Origin of the sequence: Streptomyces sp. R28 (assembly GCF_041052385.1) — a bacterium.
Lineage (GTDB): Bacteria > Actinomycetota > Actinomycetes > Streptomycetales > Streptomycetaceae > Streptomyces.
On sequence record NZ_CP163439.1, the window covers coordinates 5,276,242 to 5,296,314 of the forward strand.

At 70.9% G+C, this 20,073-nt stretch carries 18 protein-coding genes; 12 read left to right on the forward strand and 6 right to left on the reverse strand.

All coding sequences use genetic code 11. The features are described 5' to 3' along the window. Positions 1 to 174: 174 nt before the first annotated feature. Entirely contained in the window at positions 175 to 1,752 is a 1,578-nt protein-coding gene (locus AB5J49_RS23450) for a S1C family serine protease (RefSeq protein WP_369170574.1), read from the reverse strand. A gap of 277 nt (positions 1,753 to 2,029) precedes the next feature. On the opposite strand from AB5J49_RS23450, the gene AB5J49_RS23455 reads away from it, so the two are divergent. The 3 genes from AB5J49_RS23455 (at position 2,030) to AB5J49_RS23465 (ending at position 4,868) form a co-directional block, all read left to right on the forward strand. Further along, positions 2,030 to 2,857, forward strand: coding sequence for a glycerophosphodiester phosphodiesterase (locus AB5J49_RS23455; protein ID WP_369170575.1), 828 nt, complete (start codon positions 2,030 to 2,032; stop codon positions 2,855 to 2,857). 234 nt (positions 2,858 to 3,091) lie between these two features. Then, positions 3,092 to 3,730 carry an ATP-binding protein gene (locus tag AB5J49_RS23460; RefSeq protein WP_369170576.1) on the forward strand — a complete coding sequence of 213 codons (639 nt, stop codon included), beginning with the start codon at positions 3,092 to 3,094 and terminating at the stop codon, positions 3,728 to 3,730. Positions 3,731 to 3,878: 148 nt separating this feature from the next. Beyond that, complete coding sequence (locus AB5J49_RS23465) at positions 3,879 to 4,868, forward strand: DUF5926 family protein (RefSeq protein ID WP_369170577.1); 990 nt, start codon at positions 3,879 to 3,881, stop codon at positions 4,866 to 4,868. A gap of 246 nt (positions 4,869 to 5,114) precedes the next feature. Here AB5J49_RS23465 and AB5J49_RS23470 read toward each other — a convergent pair whose 3' ends face one another. Further along, positions 5,115 to 5,783, reverse strand: coding sequence for a hypothetical protein (locus AB5J49_RS23470; protein WP_369170578.1), 669 nt, complete (start codon positions 5,781 to 5,783; stop codon positions 5,115 to 5,117). Between the two features lie 56 nt (positions 5,784 to 5,839). Next, positions 5,840 to 6,499, reverse strand: a complete 660-nt coding sequence (locus AB5J49_RS23475; protein ID WP_369170579.1) for a bifunctional DNA primase/polymerase — start codon at positions 6,497 to 6,499, stop codon at positions 5,840 to 5,842. Between the two features lie 641 nt (positions 6,500 to 7,140). Between AB5J49_RS23475 and AB5J49_RS23480 the strand changes: the two genes are divergently transcribed. The 4 genes from AB5J49_RS23480 to AB5J49_RS23495 all read left to right on the forward strand — a co-directional run bounded on the left by AB5J49_RS23480 (position 7,141) and on the right by AB5J49_RS23495 (position 12,954). Continuing rightward, positions 7,141 to 8,511, forward strand: coding sequence for a PP2C family protein-serine/threonine phosphatase (locus tag AB5J49_RS23480; RefSeq protein WP_369170580.1), 1,371 nt, complete (start codon positions 7,141 to 7,143; stop codon positions 8,509 to 8,511). Positions 8,512 to 8,687: 176 nt separating this feature from the next. Beyond that, positions 8,688 to 10,178, forward strand: a complete 1,491-nt coding sequence (locus AB5J49_RS23485; RefSeq protein WP_369170581.1) for an aminopeptidase P family protein — start codon at positions 8,688 to 8,690, stop codon at positions 10,176 to 10,178. Between the two features lie 131 nt (positions 10,179 to 10,309). Further along, on the forward strand, positions 10,310 to 11,656 hold the full coding sequence (locus tag AB5J49_RS23490) for a PLP-dependent aminotransferase family protein (RefSeq protein WP_369170582.1): 1,347 nt from the start codon (positions 10,310 to 10,312) through the stop codon (positions 11,654 to 11,656). Between the two features lie 68 nt (positions 11,657 to 11,724). Further along, entirely contained in the window at positions 11,725 to 12,954 is a 1,230-nt protein-coding gene (locus AB5J49_RS23495; protein ID WP_369170583.1) for an MFS transporter, read from the forward strand. On the opposite strand, the gene AB5J49_RS23500 is transcribed toward AB5J49_RS23495, so the two are convergent. Together AB5J49_RS23500 and AB5J49_RS23505 are read right to left on the reverse strand one after the other, a co-directional pair. Then, positions 12,929 to 13,762: a triphosphoribosyl-dephospho-CoA synthase gene (locus tag AB5J49_RS23500; RefSeq protein WP_369170584.1), complete on the reverse strand. Its 834-nt coding sequence runs from the start codon at positions 13,760 to 13,762 to the stop codon at positions 12,929 to 12,931. The two genes, AB5J49_RS23495 and AB5J49_RS23500, sit on opposite strands and share 26 nt — an antisense overlap. 11 nt (positions 13,763 to 13,773) lie before the next feature. Next, on the reverse strand, positions 13,774 to 14,721 hold the full coding sequence (locus AB5J49_RS23505) for an intradiol ring-cleavage dioxygenase (protein ID WP_369170585.1): 948 nt from the start codon (positions 14,719 to 14,721) through the stop codon (positions 13,774 to 13,776). Positions 14,722 to 14,950: 229 nt separating this feature from the next. On the opposite strand from AB5J49_RS23505, the gene AB5J49_RS23510 reads away from it, so the two are divergent. Next, positions 14,951 to 16,252 carry a phosphatidylserine/phosphatidylglycerophosphate/cardiolipin synthase family protein gene (locus AB5J49_RS23510; protein ID WP_369170586.1) on the forward strand — a complete coding sequence of 434 codons (1,302 nt, stop codon included), beginning with the start codon at positions 14,951 to 14,953 and terminating at the stop codon, positions 16,250 to 16,252. Between the two features lie 67 nt (positions 16,253 to 16,319). Here AB5J49_RS23510 and AB5J49_RS23515 read toward each other — a convergent pair whose 3' ends face one another. Beyond that, on the reverse strand, positions 16,320 to 16,769 hold the full coding sequence (locus AB5J49_RS23515; RefSeq protein ID WP_369170587.1) for an ATP-binding protein: 450 nt from the start codon (positions 16,767 to 16,769) through the stop codon (positions 16,320 to 16,322). A gap of 268 nt (positions 16,770 to 17,037) precedes the next feature. Here AB5J49_RS23515 and AB5J49_RS23520 point away from each other — a divergent pair, with 268 nt between their 5' ends. The 4 genes from AB5J49_RS23520 (at position 17,038) to AB5J49_RS23535 (ending at position 20,068) form a co-directional block, all read left to right on the forward strand. Next, positions 17,038 to 17,901, forward strand: a complete 864-nt coding sequence (locus AB5J49_RS23520) for a hypothetical protein (protein ID WP_369170588.1) — start codon at positions 17,038 to 17,040, stop codon at positions 17,899 to 17,901. Between the two features lie 199 nt (positions 17,902 to 18,100). Beyond that, on the forward strand, positions 18,101 to 18,835 hold the full coding sequence (locus AB5J49_RS23525) for a YcnI family protein (protein WP_369170589.1): 735 nt from the start codon (positions 18,101 to 18,103) through the stop codon (positions 18,833 to 18,835). Positions 18,836 to 18,932: 97 nt separating this feature from the next. Then, on the forward strand, positions 18,933 to 19,589 hold the full coding sequence (locus tag AB5J49_RS23530) for an SCO family protein (protein WP_369170590.1): 657 nt from the start codon (positions 18,933 to 18,935) through the stop codon (positions 19,587 to 19,589). Continuing rightward, positions 19,586 to 20,068: a copper chaperone PCu(A)C gene (locus AB5J49_RS23535; protein ID WP_369170591.1), complete on the forward strand. Its 483-nt coding sequence runs from the start codon at positions 19,586 to 19,588 to the stop codon at positions 20,066 to 20,068. The genes AB5J49_RS23530 and AB5J49_RS23535 overlap by 4 nt, the downstream gene beginning before the upstream one ends. The last annotated feature ends 5 nt before the right edge of the window (positions 20,069 to 20,073 follow it).

The window sequence follows — 20,073 nt, forward strand, 5'->3', positions numbered from 1 at the left end:
GCCCTCCCGGCGGGGAGGACGCGGGTGCGTCCCGTCCTGGTTCCCGCCTCCGCCGCAGGCGCCCGCATCTCTCCCCCTCTCAAGACGGGGCGGGAGACGCGGACAACAAACGCACACGCGCGCGTGACGTCGGCCCTGGTCGGAGCCGGACGTACGCGCGCGTGGCCGGTGGCGTCAGCTGTCGCCCGTGCGGGCGCCCAGGGTGAGTTCGACCGTGCGGGACTGGCCGCCGCGTTCGTAGGTGATCGTGACCTTGTCGTTGGGCTTGTGGGTCCAGATCTCGCCGATCAGGGTGGGGCCGGAGTCGATCACCCTGTCGTCGAGCTTGGTGATGACGTCGCCCGGCTTGAGGCCGGCCTTGGCGGCGGGGCCGCCCGCCTCGACCGCGTCCGAGCCGCTGGCGCCCTGCTCGGTGATCTTGGCGCCGCCGGTGGTGTCCTCCAGGGAGACGGAGGCGCCGATCTTGGCGTACACCGGCTTGCCGGTCTTGATCAGCTGTTTGGCGACGTACTCGGCCTGGTTGATCGGGATGGCGAAGCCGAGGCCGATCGAGCCGGACTGGCTGGTGCCGCCCAGGCCGTTGGCGGAGGACTGGATCGCGGAGTTGATGCCGATGACGTTGCCCTGCGCGTCCAGCAGCGGGCCGCCGGAGTTGCCGGGGTTGATCGAGGCGTCCGTCTGCAGGGCGCTCATGTAGGAGGCGTTGCTGCCGGTGCCGTCGCTGGAGGCCACCGGGCGGTTCTTGGCGCTGATGATGCCCGTCGTGACCGTGTTGGAGAGGCCGAACGGGGCGCCGATCGCGATCGTCGAGTCGCCGACCGCCACCTCGTCGGAGTTGCCCAGCGTCAGCGGGTTGAGGTCCGACGGCGCGTTCTTGAGCTTGATCACCGCCACGTCGTAGCCCTGCGCGTGCCCGACGACCTCGGCGTCGTACTTCTTGCCGTTCGGGAAGGTCGCCGTGAGCTTGCCGCCGTCGACCGCGTCGGCCACCACGTGGTTGTTGGTGACGATGTGGCCCTCGGTGTCGAAGACGAAGCCGGTGCCGGTGCCGCCCTCGCCGCTGCTGCTCTCGGCCTCGATGGTGACGGTGCTCGGCAGCGCCTTGGCGGTCACGGACGCGACCGTGCCCGGGTCGCGCTTGAGGTCGCCACCGCTGTCGGCGGCGGAGACGGTCGTCGAGGAGCTGGTGTCGTCGTTCTTGGCCAGGGTGTAGCCGAGGCCGCCGCCCAGGCCGCCCGCGACCAGCGCGGCGATGAGGACCGCGGCGAGCAGTCCGCCGCGCCCACGGCCGGCCTTGGGCGCCGGCTCCTGGTAGCCGGCGCCCCAACCGAAGCCCGCACCGCCACCGGCACCATCACCAGCGCCGGCACCACCGGCGGCAACACCGCTGTCGGCGTACGGCGGCGTGGGCGGCGGCGGAGGCGGCCAGGAGGCGTCGGGGGCCGAGCCCTGGGAGGCGGGCGGCTGGGCACCGTTCGAGGCAGCCGGGGCGACGGGCGGCTGGGCACCGTTCGAAGCCGCTTCGGCGGCGTACGGCTGAGACCCGTTCGCGCCCGCCTCGGCGCCGTACGGCTGCGTGCCGTTCGAGTTCGCCGGGGCGCCGTTCGGCACCGGCGGGAGCGGAGTGGGCGGGACGGCGTCGCCCTCGGGAGCCGTGCGCTCCGGGGATGCCGGAGCAGCAGGAGCATCCACCGGCACGGGAGGTGCGGACGGGGCCGGGGGTACCGCGGCGCCCTCGTTCTCGGTGCTCACAGCTTCTCTCCTCGATCCACGGCTGTCGTTGTCGGTCGCACGCGGTCACGCCCGTTCACGCTGGCCAGTACTTGTCGGCGGTCGGTGCGCTTCAGCTGTGCATGTCTTTTTGTATGCCGTCAGCTTTTCCCACGGGCCGTCAGAGCACCATAAGCGGTGGCTGTGGGTCCACGGCCATTCCTTATATAGGGCATGTGCTACCAAGCAGGCGCAATCCCGGCACCCTCAAGACTGCTCCGGCCGCACGTCTACCCGCCTGCGGTGGGACCATGACGCGGTGACCCACGCACGGCAGCAGCAGATCCAAGTCGTCGCCCATCGCGGAGCCTCCGAAGACGCTCCCGAGCACACCCTGGCCGCGTACAAGAAGGCGATCGAGGACGGTGCGGACGCCCTCGAGTGCGATGTACGCCTCACCGCGGACGGTCATCTCGTCTGTGTCCACGACCGCCGCGTCAACCGTACGTCCAACGGCCGCGGCGCGGTCTCGGCCCTGGAGCTCGCCGAGCTCGCCGCCCTGGACTTCGGTTCCCGCAAGAACCGCGACTCGTGGAAGAACCGCACCGAGGAGCCCGACTGGGAGTTCCGGCCGGAGGACCCCGAGGACACCTCGGTGCTCACTCTGGAGCGACTGCTGGAGCTCGTCGCCGACGCGGGGCGGCGTGTGGAGATGGCGATCGAGACCAAGCACCCGACCCGGTGGGCGGGGCAGGTCGAGGAGCGGCTGCTGGTCCTGCTGAAGCGGTTCGGGCTCGACGCACCCGCCTCGGCCGACGAGTCCCCGGTGCGTGTCATGAGCTTCTCGGCGCGCTCGCTGCATCGCGTGCGTGCCGCCTCTCCGACGCTGCCGACCGTCTATCTGATGCAGTTCGTCTCGCCCAGACTCCGGGACGGACGGCTGCCCGCGGGCGTCCACATCGCCGGCCCCTCGATCCGGATCGTGCGCAGCCACCCGACGTATGTGGAGCGCCTGAAGCGGGCCGGTCACCAGGTGCACGTCTGGACCGTGAACGAGCCCGAGGACGTCGATCTCTGCGTCGAACTGGGCGTCGACGCCATCATCACCAACCGCCCGCGCGCGGTGCTGCACCAGCTCGGCCGCTGACCCGCGCGCGTGGCCGACGCACGACCACAGCACGACCACAGACAGCCAAAGCACATGGTGGTCACAGCAAACCGCGCACCCGGAAACCTCTAAAACCTCATCAATCCCTGCACAACCTCTTGACCCCGAAGTCCCTTCAGCCCCATCCTCCACTCTCGGTCACACCGTCGAATTCCAGCCATCCCGATTACGGGGAGTGCTCCGGCGCGTTCGGTCTGTATTCGATCGTTACGAGTGCGTCACCGGACATTGATTGGCCGGTTTCCGGTACAGGCCAATGGGGCATCCACTCCGTGGCGTGGGGCAAAGGAGGTCTCGGGGGTGGCGTTGGTGGTGGCACAGGAGGTGCCCACGTCGTCGAGCATGGCCGTACCCCATGGCCCTGCGGGCGTGGGGAAAGCGAGACACCGTATGCGCTCTCAGTTGCGCAGGGGCGGCGTGGCGGATTCGGTCATCGACGATGCCGTACTGATTCTTTCCGAACTCTTGAGCAACGCCTGCAAACACGGCCGGCCGCTCGGTGACGCACTGTCCGGGGACGGTGACGTCCGGGCCTCGTGGCGCGTGGACGCGAGCGGCAGGCTCACCGTGGAGGTGACGGACGGCGGCGGGCCCACCCGCCCTGCTCCGGCCACGCCCTCGGTCACCGCGCACGGCGGCCGCGGGCTGAACATCATCACCGCTCTCGCCGACGACTGGGGTGTACGGGACGATGCCCGGGGCGAGGTCACGGTCTGGGTCGTGGTCCACGACGACGTTCACGATCCGGATGCCGGGCACCGCCGCCACGACTTCGCTACGCGCGTCGCAGCGCCGTCGGTGGGCGCGATATCCGGCCTCGACTTCGCCGACGCCTTCGACGACCTGGACTGACAGCACGGGTTCCGGCAGAGGCACTGCTTCCGCCGGAAGACCTGTTTCCGGCACGACCCGGTGGGTTGTCCACAGGCTCCCGTCGCACATGGCGTGAACGGCTAGGCTCGCGCCGTACGTGACGAGCCGTAACCGGGAGACACCCACGATGGCCAAGAAGCGACCCCAGACCAAGGCCAAGCGCCCGCAGCTCAGCGACGGAGCCCGCGCCGGAGGCGCTGATGGGCACTTTCCGGTCGTCGGCGCACGCGAGCCCTGCCCCTGCGGCAGCGGCCGGCGCTACAAGGCCTGCCACGGCCGGGCCGCCGCGCAGGCGGTGACCGAGCTGGTGCACCGCCCGTTCGAAGGGCTGCCGGGCGAGTGCGACTGGGTGGCGCTGCGCGAGCTGGTGCCGGCCGCCACGGTCGAGCTGCCCCTGAAGGGCGGCCTCCCCGAGGGCGTCCCGTCCGTCACCCTGGCCACCGTCCTGCCGATGGCCTGGCCGGCCCTGCGCCGCGACGACGGCTCGGTACTGCTCGGCCTGCAGAACGACACGGCGTCGGGCGACATCAGCCGCGACCTCGCCGACACTCTCCAGCAGGCCCTCACCGCACAGCCCGGCACGCCGGTCCAGGGCCGCCGCGCCCCGGCCGACGGTCCGCGACTGCAGGATCTGCTCGACCCCGAAGGCGCGTTCGAGCCAGTTGTGCACCCGGGCTTCGAGTTCTGGGTCCCGGACGCGGAGAACGCCACTCCGGAGGTGACCGCCTCCCTGGAGCGGGCCAACGCCGCGGCCATCCCGACCGTGCGGCTGACCGGCGTGGACGCCGCCTACTGGTGCGAGACGCCGGAGAAGAACCACCTGCGCTGGGTCATGCCGCACCCCGAGGAGCAACTTCTGGACGCTCTCGCGCGGCTGCACGCGGCAAAGAAGTCGAACCTCGGCGAAGGCACCCGGCTCGTGGGCTCGTTCCGCGCCCACGGCCTCACCGTGCCGGTCTGGGACCTGCCGAGCGACATCGGCGCGGAGGACGTGGAGAAGCCGGCGGCGGAGTTCGCCGAGCGCCTCGCCGCGGCCCTGGCCACGGACGCTCCGCTCACCGCGGACGAGCGTCGCGCGCGTGGCGGCCTGACCAACCGGCAGGTCACGCTCAGCTGACGAGCGCCGCTGCGGAGATCGGGTTCGGCTGAACGGCCGTTCAGCCGAACCGGCCCGTCCGGGAGGGGTGAATCCGATCACAACTCCCATGCGGAGCAAGGGAATCCGTGACTGGAAAGCCCGGATCGAATTTGCGAACCGCCGATCTCTTGTTACCGTTCCATTAGCCCGGTTGCTGGTGCATCCCCCGTCGCCAGCAACCGGGTCTTTCCATGTGCGCACTCCTTTACGGAATGACGCCGCCTGTCAACTGTCCGAAGGTGACTCGGATTTGCCCGGCGAGGAGTTGCTCGCGGAGCGCAGCAGCAGCGGCCCGCTCCCGGCCCGGGAGGCGAACTCCGCGACCGCCGTGTAGGCGTCCAGGTTCCCCCGAGTGCGCTCCCGGGGCGTCTCGCACGTCCCCGGCTCGTCCTCGGCGCCCCCGGCGCAGCGCATCTGCACCGTGCGGCCACCGGGCCCCATGAGACTCAGTACGGAGTCCAGCGCGCCGCCGGTCGCATTGCGGAAGTAGGTGCGCGCCCAGGTCTCCTCGCCCTGTGTGAGGACGCAGGTCTGCGCCTCGATGCCCTCGGGTGAGGTGAGTTCGGGACCGCAGCGGGCGGCGGTGGCAAGGCCCAGACCGAGCAGCAGCGACGAGTCGGCGAGCTCGGCGGCGGGCGCCTTGGCGTCGGCGGGACGGGACGGACGTACGGCACCGTCCCTCGGAGCATGGGGGGAGGACCGTACGGCCTCGTGCGCGGACGCGTGTCGGGCGGCCCTGCTCGCGTCGACGACCTGTCCGGCGGCCGCCCAGGCCAGCGGCAGGGCGACCGCGGCCGCCGCGACGGACGCGAAGGCGATCAGACGGACTCTTCTACGATTCGGCCCGCGGCGATGCGACGACGGTGCCCTTTTTCCCCTGGTTTGACGCGGCATATAGCGGAAGATAACGAACACGCGCGCGTGCACCGTCCCGCGCGCGCCGGACGGCCCTACAATTCGGGCGCGCTCACACCCGTACGAGTGAGGGCATCAACCACGGCGTCCACCACGGCCTCCACGCCCGGCACCCACGGGGAGGCCGAGCCGGGCAGCGGGGCGCGCTGCCAGCTGATGGGGCCCTGGCCCGTCTCGGACGGGGGCAGGGCGATGTAGCCGCCCTCGCCGTGGAAGCGCAGGGAGCCGGGGACGAAGTCCTTGGCGTAGAGCAGTTCGCCCAGCTGCTCCATGGAGTACGGCTTCACCAGGATCGACCAGCGGGCGGGCGAGGCGACGACCGGGCCGAGGCGCATGCCCATGCGGTCGAGTGCGGTGAGGGCGTGCGCGGCCGGCAGGGCGGGGAGGCTGACCGCGCAGGGGGCCGTGTCGCCGGTGGCGAGGATGATCGGGGCCGTGGGCCGGTTGGTCCACCACCAGCGCACCATGCGCTCGTCGGTGGTGGCCGCGAGGAGGCCGGGGTCGAAGGGGTGGGCGCCGGGCACCGTGCACTCCGGGTCGGGGCAGCCGCAGCGGGAGTGTCCCTGCGGGTGCGTCGTCACTCCTGGGAGTACCGGCCAGCGCCATTCCGTCGCGAAGGTCAGAGCCGCGCTGATCAATTCAGGCGTCCCGTCGCTGCGCAGGAGCCTGCGTCGCCTTCCGAGGATCTCGCGCATGAGCGCTCGTTCCTTTCCGTTGCACCGCTGGCAACACCGTGGTCACATCACACCATGTGTCGATCACTTCACTGTGCGTACCTGTTGGCGCATCACACCCCTGCCATGGGCAAGGAAAACCCCTATGGGCCGAGCGTTTGACTGCTTCCGCGGCCACCTCGCCCTTACTGCGTCTGGCAAAAGCATGGGCGTGGCGTGGGGTGGCGAAGTCTGGCGTTTAGCGTCGCGCGTATTTCTCTTCGCCTCCGCCACGGGAGGATGGGGCCGGTCGTCGGTGGCTAAGACGCCCGGGTCCGTCGCCAGGTTCCGGGTGGTCGTCAACCACCCCTGGCCTTCACCGAGTACGTACCCATCACGACCGCTGTGACGCTCTGTGGAGCGAAACCAGTCGACCGCAATACCCCGTTCCCTGAGTCAGTTTTAAGCCAACTTTGCCATTACGCAAGAGGACAGCGGCGCGTACTCAGGTTACCCACGGACACCAGGAAACCCGGCAGGACAATGCTGGACATCCCCTCACGAGTGCGTGTACATGTGGAGACACTGCTAGCGGCGCAGAATGACATGGGGGTTTGCGATGCTTTTGAGCAATACGCACCGGTCGGAAAGCCGACGCCATGAACGCTCCTCACCCTCCGAAAGTGGCCGGAATCGATTCGACGGTTCCCTCGCCCGCCCACACTGTCGCGCCCGCGCCCGCGGCCTCGAGCACCTCAGCAGTCCCCCCACCCAACGCACCAGGGGCGCTGCTTCAGGACCGTCTCGCCGGCTGGGTCTCGGACCTCACGACACTCCACGAACTCACCGAGCGCCTGGCCCGAACGGACGCACTCGACGACGCCCTCCAGGAACTACTGCGCGCCGGAGCCGCCCTCGTGGGCGCCCGGCGCGGTCTCGTCGTACTGGAACCGGCTGACGGGCTCGGCCCGGACACGACGATCGGACTGGGGCTCGCCCGCGCCGACCTCGGCCACATCGAGACCGTCCCGCGCAGTGCGATGTCGTACGGGAGGATCCTCGACGGACTGCCGGGCGGCGACGGCGAGATCGCCCAGCCGGACCTGTTCTCCGAGAACGGGCTCGACCCCCGCCACCGCGAGGTGGCCGCACGCCTCGGCTACGCCGCGAGCTACGCGCTCCCCCTGTCCACCGAGGCCGCCGGCCGCCTCGGCGCCGCCGTGTGGCTGTACGACGAGCCCGCCGAACCGGCCGAGCGCCAGCGCCACCTCGTCGGCCTGTACACCCGCTACGCCACCGAGCACCTGGCCCGGCTCCTCGAGGTCGAGCGCACGCGCGCGTGCATGAAGACGATGGCCGAGGAACTGCTGCCCTCCCGCCTGCCCCGTATGGCCGGCGTCCAGCTCGCCGTGCGGCACCGTACCGGCCCGCGCGGGGGCGGCGACTGGTACGACGCGCTGCCGCTGCCGGACGCCGCGCTCGGCCTGGCGGTCGGCTCGGTGACCGGCTCCGGGCCCAGCGCCATCGCCGCGATGGGACGGCTGAGGGCCAGCCTGCGGGCGTACGCCGTCATGGAGGGCGAGGACCCGGTCGCGGTCCTGTCCGATCTGGAACTGCTGCTCAGACTCACCGAACCGGCCCGCTCCGCCACCGCTCTGTTCGCCTACTGCGAGCCCGCCCTGCGCAAGATCACGCTCGCCGGGGCCGGGCACACCCCGCCGCTGCTGATCGGCGAGCGGCGCACGGAGTTCGTGGAGACCTCCGTGTCCGCGCCGCTGGGCATGCTGGCCTGCTGGGAGGCACCCAGCGTGGAGCTGACGGCGGAAGCCGGAGAGACGGTTCTGCTCTACACCGACGGACTGCTGCACCGCACCGGCGACCCCACCGACCGCGCCTTCGCCCGGCTGCACGCGGCGGCGGCCTGCGTACCCCGGGCGATCCGGCACGACCCGGACGCCGTCGTCGACCACGTCCTGCGCACCGTGCTGCCGGGCGGGCTCGACCGGGCGGACAGCGAGGAGGACGTCGTCCTGCTGGCCGCCCGCTTCGAGTAGTCGCCCTGTGTGGTCGCCCGCCACGCGCGCGTAGTCGTCCGTCAAAGGCGCCCATAACAGGCGAGTGACCTCGGCCATAACAGCAGCGCTCAAGAGCCGGGTAACAGGTCTTTCGGCCCTGAGCCCCCTTCCGTACGACCGTACGATGGACGGGGTCCAGTGCCGTATCGAGGAGGATGACCGTGGCCGACGAGCTCACCCCGGCCGAGCCCATTGCTGCTACCGCAGCGGGCCCGGAAGCTGAGTCTGAGGAGCCCATCAAGCAGCGGAAGAACGGCCTGTACCCGGGCGTGTCCGACGAGCTGGCCGAGAGCATGAAGTCCGGCTGGGCCGACACGGAGCTGCACGACCTGGAGCCGATCCCCCAGGCCGCCGAGACCGCCGCGCGGCGCTCCGCGTTGTCGGCGCGCTTCCCGGGTGAGCGTCTGGTGATCCCCGCGGGCAACCTGAAGACCCGCTCGAACGACACCGAGTACGCCTTCCGGGCGTCGGTCGAGTACGCGTATCTCACCGGCAACCAGACCGAGGACGGCGTGCTCGTCCTGGAGCCCGTCGCCGACGGTCACAAGGCGACGATCTACCTCCTGCCGCGCTCCGACCGCGAGAACGGCGAGTTCTGGCTGTCCGGCCAGGGCGAGCTGTGGGTCGGCCGCCGGCACTCGCTCACCGAGGCGGAGAAGCTGTACGGCATCCCGGCCTCCGACGTGCGCGAGCTCGCGGACCAGCTCCGCGAGGCGACGGGTCCCGTGCGTGTCGTGCGTGGCTTCGACGCCGGTATCGAGGCCGCGCTGACCGACAAGGTCACCGCCGAGCGGGACGAGGAGCTGCGGGTCTTCCTGTCCGAGGCGCGGCTGGTCAAGGACGCGTTCGAGATCGGCGAGCTGCAGAAGGCCGTCGACTCGACCGTGCGCGGCTTCGAGGACGTGGTGAAGGTCCTCGACAAGGCCGAGGCGACGAGCGAGCGCTACATCGAGGGCACGTTCTTCCTCCGCGCGCGCGTGGAGGGCAACGACATCGGCTACGGCTCCATCTGCGCCGCCGGTCCACACGCCTGCACGCTGCACTGGGTGCGCAACGACGGGCCCGTGCGCTCGGGTGATCTGCTGCTGCTCGACGCGGGCGTCGAGACGCACACGTACTACACCGCCGACGTCACGCGCACGCTGCCGATCAACGGCCGCTACAGCGAGATCCAGAAGAAGATCTACGACGCCGTGTACGACGCCCAGGAGGCCGGTATCGCGGCCGTGAAGCCGGGCGCGAAGTACCGGGACTTCCACGACGCGTCGCAACGTGTGCTGACCGAGCGGCTCGTCGAGTGGGGGCTCGTCGAGGGGCCGGTGGAGCGGGTGCTGGAGCTGGGGCTTCAGCGGCGGTGGACACTGCACGGGACGGGGCACATGCTCGGCATGGACGTCCACGACTGCGCCGCGGCGCGGACCGAGACGTATGTGGAGGGTGTGCTGGAGCCGGGGATGGTGCTGACGGTTGAGCCCGGGCTGTACTTCCAGGCCGATGACCTGACCGTGCCGGAGGAGTACCGGGGGATCGGGGTGCGGATCGAGGACGACATCCTGGTCACGGAGGAGGGAAACCGGAATCTGTCCGCCGGGCTGCCTCGGCGGTCGGATGAGGTTGAGAGCTGGATGGCCTCGCTGAAGGGCTGATCTGGGATCGACGGCCGGACACCAGAGGGGTGTCCGGCCATCGTTGCGGTCTGCGGGCGATTCGTGGCTGGTCGCGCCCGCGCGGGGGAGCCGCATATCGAGACAGCTCCGCGCCCCTGGGGGGGGTTGATGTGGACCTGCATCTGAAGCTCGCCGCCACCGACGGGCGCCGTGCTGGGCTTGAGCGTGCTCTGCGTGATGCCGTGCGGGACGGGCGGCTGGCGCCCGGGGCTCGGTTGCCGGCCACGCGGCGGCTCGCGGACGAACTCGGGGTCTCCCGGAACACCGTGAAGGCGGCCTACGACCAGCTTGTCGCCGAGGGGTATCTCACCGCCCGGCAGGGGGCCGGTACGCAGGTCGCCTCGTTGCCTCCCGTCGACGCCGAACCGCCGGAGGCCGCCGCACGCGCGCGTGCGGCGCGTTTTGATCTGCGGCCGGGGAGTCCGGATGTGGGGGCGTTTCCGGCGGCGGCCTGGCTGCGGGCGTTGCGCAGGGCCATCGCTACGGCGCCCTCGGCGGCGTACGACTACGGCGATCCGCGCGGGCGTATCGAGTTGCGCAACGCGCTGTCGGGGTATCTGGGGCGGGCGCGCGGGGTGATCGCGCCCCCGGAGCGGATCGTGATCACCTCCGGGTATGTGCAGGGCTTGGCGCTCCTCACGCGCGTGCTGGAGGGCGGCTCCGTCGCCATGGAGGATCCCGGATTGCCGTTCCACCGGGAGGTGGTGCGGCGCAACGGGGGCGCCGTCGTGCCCGTGCGGGTCGATGAACGGGGTGCGTGCGCCCAGGAGTTGGGGGACTGCGGGGCCGTTGTCGTCACGCCCGCGCATCAGTACCCGACCGGTGTGACCCTGCATCCGGAGCGGCGGCGGGCGCTCAGCGACTGGGCACGCGCGCGTGAGGGGCTGATCGTCGAGGACGACTACGACGGGGAGTTCCGTTACGACCGCCAGCCCGTCGGCGCGCTGCAGGGGATGGCGCCGGGGCAGGTGGTGTATCTGGGGACCGCCTCGAAGACCCTCGGGCCCGCGCTGCGGCTCGGCTGGATGGTGCTGCCGCCGCACCTGGTCGACTCCGTCGCCGACGCCAAGCTGCACAGCGACCATCACACCGAGTCCGTCGGCCAGTTGGCCCTGGCGGAGCTGATCGACAGCCACGCCTACGACCGGCATGTGCGTGCCTGTCGGCTGCGGTACCGGCGGCGCCGGGATCAGCTCCTGGAGCGGCTGGGGGCGCGCCGGAACGTGCGCGGGATCGCGGCCGGGCTGCATGCGCTGGTGGAGGTCGACGACGAGGCGGCGGTGCTGGCGCGGGCGGAGGCCGAGGGGCTTGCGGTGGGGCATCTGGGGGAGCACTGGCATGCACCGGGCGGCGGCGGGCAGCGGCCGCAGGGGCTCGTCGTGGGGTACGGGACGCCTCGGGAGCGGGTCTATCCGGAGGCGTTGGAGGTACTGGGGAAGGTGCTGGAAACGGCCTGAATTGGGCCACTGAGACGCATGAGTATTGGGCCTGTTGACAGGCCCACCGTGTCTTTAACGTCATCGGCATGACAACCCGCCTCGTCCCGCCCGCCGGTCCGCAACGCGTCCTCGCCCTGGCCCAGTTGAGCAACTCGGTCGGAGACGGCGCCTACTACACGACGTCGGCCCTCTACTTCACCCAGGTCGTCGGCCTCGCCCCCGCGCGCGTGGGGCTCGGGCTGACCGTCGGCTGGGCGGTCGGCTCGCTGGTCGGGGTTCCGCTCGGGCGGCTCGCCGATCGGCACGGGCCGCGCGGTACGGCGGTGCTGCTGGCCCTTGTGACGGGGCTCGCGGTGGCGTCCTTCACGGTCGTGCAGGGGTTCGTGCTGTTCGTGCTGGCCGCGTGCGCGTACGCCGCCGCGCAGTCCGGGCTCGCGGCGGCCCGGCAGGCGCTGCTGGCGGGGCTGGTGCTGGCCAGGGACCGGACGGGGTTGCTGGCGCATCTGCAGGCGACGCTCAATGCCGGCCTGGCGGTGGGTGCCGGGCTCGGCGGGCTCGCGCTGCATGCCGGGACGCGGACGGCGTATCTGGCGGTGTTCACGCTGGACGCGGTGAGCTTCGTGGTGTGCGCGGGGTTGCTGCTCCGGCTGCCCTCCGTGGCGCCTGTGCCGAGTCGGCGGCGTGACGGGCTCGGCGTACTGCAGGACCGCCCGTACGCGTTGGTCGCGCTCCTCAACACCGTGCTGCTGCTCCGGCTGCCGCTGCTCAGCCTCGTGCTGCCGCTGTGGATCACCCGCAGGACCGAGGCACCGGCCTGGCTGGTCTCCGCGCTGTTCGTGCTCAACACCGGTGCGGTGATGCTCTTCCAGGTCAGGGCGGCGCGCGGCGTCACGGGCCTCGCCACCGCCACGCGCGCGGTGCGTCGTGCGGGCTGGGTGATGCTCGCCGCGTGCGTGGTGTTCGCGCTGTCGGCGGGCGCCTCGCTGTGGGTGGCCGTCGGCTTCCTCGTGGTGGGCGCGGTGCTTCAAGTGGTCGCCGAGATGGGGCAGTCGGCGGGTTCCTGGCAGCTGTCGTTCGACCTGGCCCCGCAGGGCCGCGTCGGCGAGTACCAGGGCCTGTTCGGGACCGGCGTCACGATCGCCCGCACCCTCGGCCCGCTCCTCCTGACGGGCCTGCTCGTGGAGTGGGGGACGCCGGGCTGGCTGCTGCTGGGCGGGGCGATGCTGGCGTCGTCGTACGCGATGGGACCGGCGGCCAGGTGGGCCGCCGGTCGTCGGGGGCAGGAACAGGTCAGGCAGCCCGTGCTCGTGCCGTGACCGGAAGCGCGTCCAGGAACAGCGCCCCCGCGAGCAGCCCCGCACTCCCCCGCGGGCTCCACGCGCGCGCGTGCAGGTCGGCATCGAGGGCGACCAGGGCCGCCGCACCGGCCTCGGTGGCCGTACCGCCCGCTTCCAGGACTGCGCGGGCGCCCTGCTGGGCCTGCCGTAGGCCGATGGGGCCCGCGGTGTAGAGGAGTTCGGTGTCCTGGAGGGTGGACATCACGGTGAGCAGGGCGTCCAGGCGGGCCTGCTCCTGCGAGGCGCCGGCCGAGCGGGCGGTGGCGAGCGCGTCCAGCGCCCGCCGTACGTGCGGGAATCCGGCCCGGGCCTCGCCCCGTGCCCCGGCGGCGCCGTACTTCGCGGACACCGAAGAGCCCCGGGAGGGCCTGCGCGGGGCGCGTTTGTCGGTGTGCGCGGCGATCCGCTTGGCGGTGGCGGCGACGTCCCTCGCCCCGGCCCGGGGGTCGAGCGCGGCCCCGGCGACCAGCAGGCCGAGTGCCCACAGCGCGCCCCGGTGTCCGCCGCCCGCGAGATGCACCGAGTGCTCGGTGCACCTGCCGATCGCGCCCAGTTCGCTGCGGAGCCCGGGCGTCGGCTCACCCGTGCGCCTGGCCGCGGCCGCCATCGCCGCGAGGCCCGGCGTGAGCGCCTTGGCCGACCAGCGCAGCATGCGGTGGTCCCGGCGGGTGAGGCGGGCTGCGAGGTCGCGCGGGTCGGGCAGGCCCGGCTTGGGAGCCAGGGCCAGCTGCCCGGTCAGCGCGGTCACGGCGGCCTGCGCGAGCGCATCGTCCTCGCGGCTGCTCATGGCCGTACCCCCTAGGAGGAGGCCGAGACCGACGGGGCGTCGCTGGGCGGGGTGCCCGTGGGCGCGTCGCTCGGCGGCGTACCGCCCTCGCCGCCACCGCCGCCGCTGCCCGCGCCGGTGTTCTCGGCGTCCGGGTCGATGCCGAGGGTCAGGAAGCCCTTGTAGCCCTTGGAGGGGTCCTTCTTGTGCACGGCCTTGAGGGTGAGCAGGCCGCTGGAGGCGCCGCCGCCGTCGTAGACCATGTCGTTGTCGAGGGTGGTGTAGCTGCCGGAGTGCTTCGAGTAGGGCTCCAGCGTGAAGATCTCCTCGGCGATGTCGTCCGCGAAGAACAGCTGGCCGGTGTAGTTGACCTTGCCGCCCTCGTAGGTGCCGTCCTCCTTCTGGCCGCCGGTGTGCACCTTGAGGTGGATGTGGCAGGTGCGCGGGGTGTACCAGCCCGGGAAGATCGTCTCGAACTTGACGACCCCGCCTGCGTTCGCGACCTGATAGCCCCGCAGATAGGTGTTGTCGTCGGCGGTCGAGCCGTCCTCGCTCTCGGCGGGCGCGGAGCCGCCGGGGTTGGCCGTGGTGTAGCCGGAGTAGTAGCCCCAGGCGTCGCAGTGCCAGATCTCCACGGCCGCGCCGGAGACCGGGGTGCAGCCGTCGGTGGCGTCGACGACGGTGAGGCGCAGTGTCAGCGGGACGCCGCTCTTGCCCTCGGTGATGTCCTTTCTGACCAGGGCGTTGTCGAGGTAGTAGGGGCCTTCGGTGACGCTCGACATCAGCGTCATGCAGCTGCCCGCGCTCTCCGAGGCGGTGGTGGTGGTGGCCGTCGTCGCGGCGTCCGTCGCGGTGGTGCCCGCGTCGGCGAAGGCCGTCTGATAGCCGGCTACGGCGAGCCCGCCCGCCGCGAGCGTTCCTCCGGTCACCGCGATCGCGCGGCGCCGGGTGATCGACTTGTCCTTGTGGTTTCCCGTCATGACCGGGAAATTAGGGACGCCGTCCGTCAGGAGCTTGAGATGGCGCTGTGCGGGGGCTGTGAGTCCTGAGGAAGCTGAAGTCCGCAGCCCTCGTCGGCCGTTGGTGGGTGGGTCACCCGTAGAGCTCAGCGATTGCCCCGAATGCGTATCTTCCGGTGGTTTTATCGCCTTCCCGGGCAAAGAGAACTGATCGCTTCCGCGATCTTCCCTGCCCAGGAGAGCGAAGACGATGACCCGTTCGTCCGTACGCCAGAACCCAGCGCGGTTGCTCCGTTCGGTGCTGCCCGCCGTCGCCACCGTCCTGTCCGTGGTGTCCGCGCTCCTCCTGGGCGGTGCGACACCGGCCGCCGCACTGACGAAGCCGGTCGTCAACGGGCCCGTGTTCAACGACCCGCTGGGCACCGCGGCGCAGCGGAAGGCGATCTTCACCCAGCTCGTGCGGCTGATCGACGCGACGCCGACCGGGGCGCAGATCCGCGGCTCGATGCACGAGTTCGCCGACCAGGAGGTCGCGAACGCGCTGATCGCCGCCCATGGGCGCGGTGTCGACGTCAGGCTCATCCTCGACGACTCGACCTATGTGGGCCCTGACGGCGCCGAGTTCGCCAACCCGGCCTACCGGTCCCTCAGGGCCGTACTCGGAACCAGCACCGCCGCCCGCTCCTGGGTCGTCGTCTGCGACGACAGGTTCGAGGACGCCGACGGGGTGGACGACGTCCAGCGCGGCTGCCTGGCCGTGGCGCCGCCCCAACCGGCCTACAACCACAACAAGTTCTTCCTCTTCTCGAGGATCGGGCCCTTCGACGACGGCACCAGCTACTCGAGGGTCGTCTTCCAGACCTCCTCGAACCTCTCCGACTGGTACAAGGTGGAGTCCTTCAACGACGCCGTCACCTTCACGGACAGCACGGTCTACAACGCCTACGCCTCGTACCACGAGCAGCTCCGCCAGGGGCGCACCCTGGCACGCGGCAACAACAACGCCTACTTCTCCACGCCGACCGGCTCGACCTACCGCGGCTACTTCTTCCCGCGAGGTGACGCGTCGTACAACAACCCGGCCACGGACACGGTCGTCAACGTGCTGAACGAGGTCAGCTGCGCCTACACCGGCGCGGACGGCCTGCGGCACCAGACCGACATCCGCATCGTGACGCACAGCTTCTTCGGCTCCCGCCGCCAGGTCGCCGACAAACTGGCCCAGTTGCGCGGCCGGGGCTGCTGGATCGACATCGTCTACGCCGACAGCGACTCCGTGATCACCAGCCGGCTGAACGCCGCCGGCATCCAGCACCGCGGATGCCGCATTCCCAACGGCCCCGGAATCGACGTCCGCCCGCACAACAAGCAGATCCTGCTCGACGGCTACTACAACGGCGACCTCACCCCGCGCGTCTACACGGGCAGCGCCAATTTGACGGGGTCGTCCCTACGCTCGGCCGACGAGGCGATCGTGCGGATCAGCAGCGCGTCCTATCACGCGAGGTATCTGAGCGAGTTCTACAGGATCCGCGCTGCCTGCGGCGGTTGACGCCGGTGCGGGGTGCGGGCCGCTCTCGTGGGACGCGATGGGGTGACGGTCGCCCACGGGAGGCGTGCTACACCGCCACCAGCGGGGCGTCCTCGCGCCACTTGAGGATCTTGTCGAAGCTCACCACCGCCCCGGCCCGGCCCGGCTTGTTGCCGATCTGGACGTGGTCGGCGAGTTCCTCGATGAGACAGAGCCCTCGGCCGTGTTCGGCGTCGGTGGCCGCCGGGCGCGGGCCGCGGGACGGGGCGGTGAAGCCGGGGCCCGAGTCGGTGACCTCGATGTGGCACTTCTCCCCGTCGAGGTAGGCCGTGACGCGGTAGGCCTGGGGGGAGCCGTCGGGCGCGGTGTCGCCGCCGTGCTCGACGGCGTTCGCGCAGGCCTCGGTGAGGGCGACGGAGAGGTCGTACGACACATCGGGGTCGACGCCCGCGGTCTCCATCGTGCCGATCAGCAACCGCCGGGCGAGCGGCACGCTCGCGGCTTCCCGCCGCAGATGGAGTGACCACCAGATGCTCATGCTCCAGCCTCCTGGCCGCGGCTCGACATACCGTTACGTATTGCCGCGAGTGCCCCGCTGTAAGCACTTCATTGACGTGATGCCGCCCATATGGTCGATGCGCCCACTATGGAATCGGTGTATGTGGGTGCGACCTACACCAGAAGGTGATCTTCCGGTCCTACAGCTCCTACCTCCTCTGTCTCCTCATACGTCCTCAACCGCCCGTAAGTCACCTTGCGGACCTGCCGCATGGCGGCCATGAGGCCAGTGCGATGATGAGGCCGCCATGTCTGCCCCCCACCCGCGCACGGCGCGCTCCGGAAGTGATCTCCGGATACTGCGGGCCGCGGTGTTCGCCGCGGTCTGTGTCGTGCTGGCCGCGGTGGGGCACGTACTGGGCTCCTGCGCCACGATCCCGCTGTGGACGCTGGGCGCGGGGTTCCTCGGAGTTCTTCTGGTCACGGTGCCGCTCGCGGGACGCGAGCGTTCGCTGCCCGGGATCGCGGTGCTGCTCGCGGCCGGCCAGACCGTCCTGCACACGCTGTTCGGGCTCGGTCAGCACGGGGCGAGTGGCGGGGCGGCCACCGGGGCCTCCTCCGCTTCCGCCTCCCTGTCCGACGCCGCGCTCGTGGCGCAGGCGGTGCGGCTCGTCTGCGGGACCGCCACGGCGGCCATCAGCCCGGCCCGGGCCCAGCAGATCCTCACCGAGGCGCGGATCGGCCCGGCCACCGGACCGGCCACCGGGGCGCATGCCTCACACCCCTCGACACACGCGCTGTCCACCGTCACGGACTCCGCCACCGACTCCGGCGCTTCGCTGCTGCCGTCCCTGCCCATGGTGCTCGCCCACGTTCTCGCGGCGGTCGTCGCGGGGTGGCTGCTGCGGCGCGGGGACCTGGCCCTGCTGCGGATCGTCCAGATGTCCGCGCTGTCGGCGCACTCGGTCGCCGAGGGGGCGTCCGTACGATCCCTGCGCGGGGCGCTCGCGCTGGTGCGTGCGCTGCGTGCCGGGCTGCCGGGCGCGCCCGAGGCGGGCCCGCGCATCCAGTGCGCCGGATGGATCGGCCCGTCCGAGCCCCGCACCCTCGCACTCCAGCACACGGTGGTCAGGCGCGGCCCGCCGGCCACCGACCTCGTCCTCACCGCCTGACACGACGCGACCACCACTCCACTGACGTGGGGACGAGGGGCCGCCGTCGTGCGGCACGCGCGCGTGCCCGAGTTTCCGATCGAGGGACAGCTTCGTTCTGCCTTTCCCGCTGCTTTCCCGCCTGATCGGGCACCCCCGCGCACGCGTACTCCTCTTCACCACCGGAATCTCGAATCTCACCCACAGTGGAGTGCTCCGAATGAAGGCCTCTCGCATCGCCGCCGCCTGCGCCCTCGCCGGCACGGCCGTGCTCGCCCTGTCCGTCCCCGCCTTCGCCCACGTCAGCGTGCAGCCGGAGGGCACCGCCGCCAAGGGCGGTTACGCGGTCGTCGACTTCAAGGTGCCGAACGAGCGCGACAACGCCGAGACCACCAAGCTCGAGGTCAACTTCCCGACCGACCACCCGCTGGCCTCGGCGATGCCGGAGGCGATCAACGGCTGGGACATCAAGGTCACCAAGTCCAAGCTGGACAAGCCGATCGAGATGCACGGTGAGAAGATCTCCGAGGCCGTCACCAAGATCACCTGGACGGCCACCGGCGACGGCATCAAGGCGGGCTTCTTCCAGAAGTTCCCGGTCTCCGTCGGCCAGCTCCCCGAGGACGCGGACGAACTGGTCTTCAAGGCGATCCAGACGTACTCCAACAAGGAGGTCGTGCGCTGGATCGAGGTCCCGCAGGACGGCCAGGAGGAGCCGGACAACCCAGCCCCGGTGCTCGAACTGTCCGCCGCCGAGGACGGCCACCACGGCTCGTCGTCGTCCGACAAGGCCTCCGCCTCCGACGACGCCGAGGCCGCCTCCGCGAAGACCGCCGCCGAGCCCGCCGACAGCAGCGACACCACCGCCCGCGTCCTGGGCGTGGTCGGCATCGTCGTCGGCGCGCTGGGTGTGGCGTACGGCGTGATCGCCGGCCGTCGGCGCACCGACGGCTGACGCACCTTAGGTTCACGGCGCGCGCCGGGGCACACACCCCGGTGCGCGCCGGATCTCTCACCACTGGGACATTTTTCTATGCGTAAGAAGACTTGCCATGCGTAAGAAGACCTTCGCCGCGGCCGCCCTGCTCGCCGCCGCCGCCACCCTGACCCTCTCCGCCTGCGGCAACGGTGACGACAGCGCCCAGCCCGTCACCGTGGTCTCCGAGGAGGCCGGGTCGGACAAGGCCGCCATCGTCCTCGACAAGCCGTTCGAGAAGCCCGACCTGGTCCTCACCGACACGAACGGCAAGAAGTACGACCTCCGCAAGGAGACCCAGGGCAAGCCCACGCTGATCTACTTCGGCTACACCAACTGCCCCGACGTCTGCCCGCTGACGATGAACAACGTCGCCGTCGCCAAGAAGCAGCTGTCCAAGGCGCAGCAGGACGAGCTGCGCGTCGTGTTCGTCACCACGGACCCGGAGCGCGACACCGCGTCCGCGCTCGGCAAGTGGCTCAAGGGCATCGACTCGCAGGTCGTCGGCCTGACCGGCGACTTCGACACCATCCAGGCCGGCGCCCGCACCCTCGGCATCAGCATCGAGCCGCCGCACAAGGACAAGAACGGCAAGATGGTCTCCACCCACGGCACCCAGGTCGTCGCGTTCTCGCCGAAGACCGACGCCGGGTACGTCCTCTACACCGAGGACGCCACCGTCGACGACTACACCAAGGACCTCCCCAAGCTCATCAAGGGGGAGAAGCCGTGAGGCGTCTCGTCGCACCCGTCGCGGTACTGACCGGGGCCCTGGTCCTGGCGGGCTGCGGCTCCGAGGACATCCAGGCCGACTCCCAGGCTGACTCCCAAGCCGGCTCAAAGGCGGAACTGTCCGTCAGCGGCGCCTACATGCCGCAGCCCGTCTCGGACTCCATGGCGGCCGGCTTCCTGACGATCACGAACAAGGGCGGCACGAAGGACGAGTTGACCTCCGTCACCAGTGACGTCGGCGACGTGACCGCCCACGAGACCGTCGGATCGTCGATGCAGGAGGTCAAGGACATCGACGTCCCCGCGCGCGGTCAGCTCGTGTTCAAGAGCGGCGGCAACCACCTGATGTTCGAGAAGCTGAAGCGCAAGCCCGAGCAGGGCGAGAAGGTGAGCGTGCAGCTCCACTTCGCCGAGTCCGGCACGGTGACGGTTGAGATACCGGTGAAGTCCGCGACGTACAACCCGAAGACCGGACACTGAGGGAG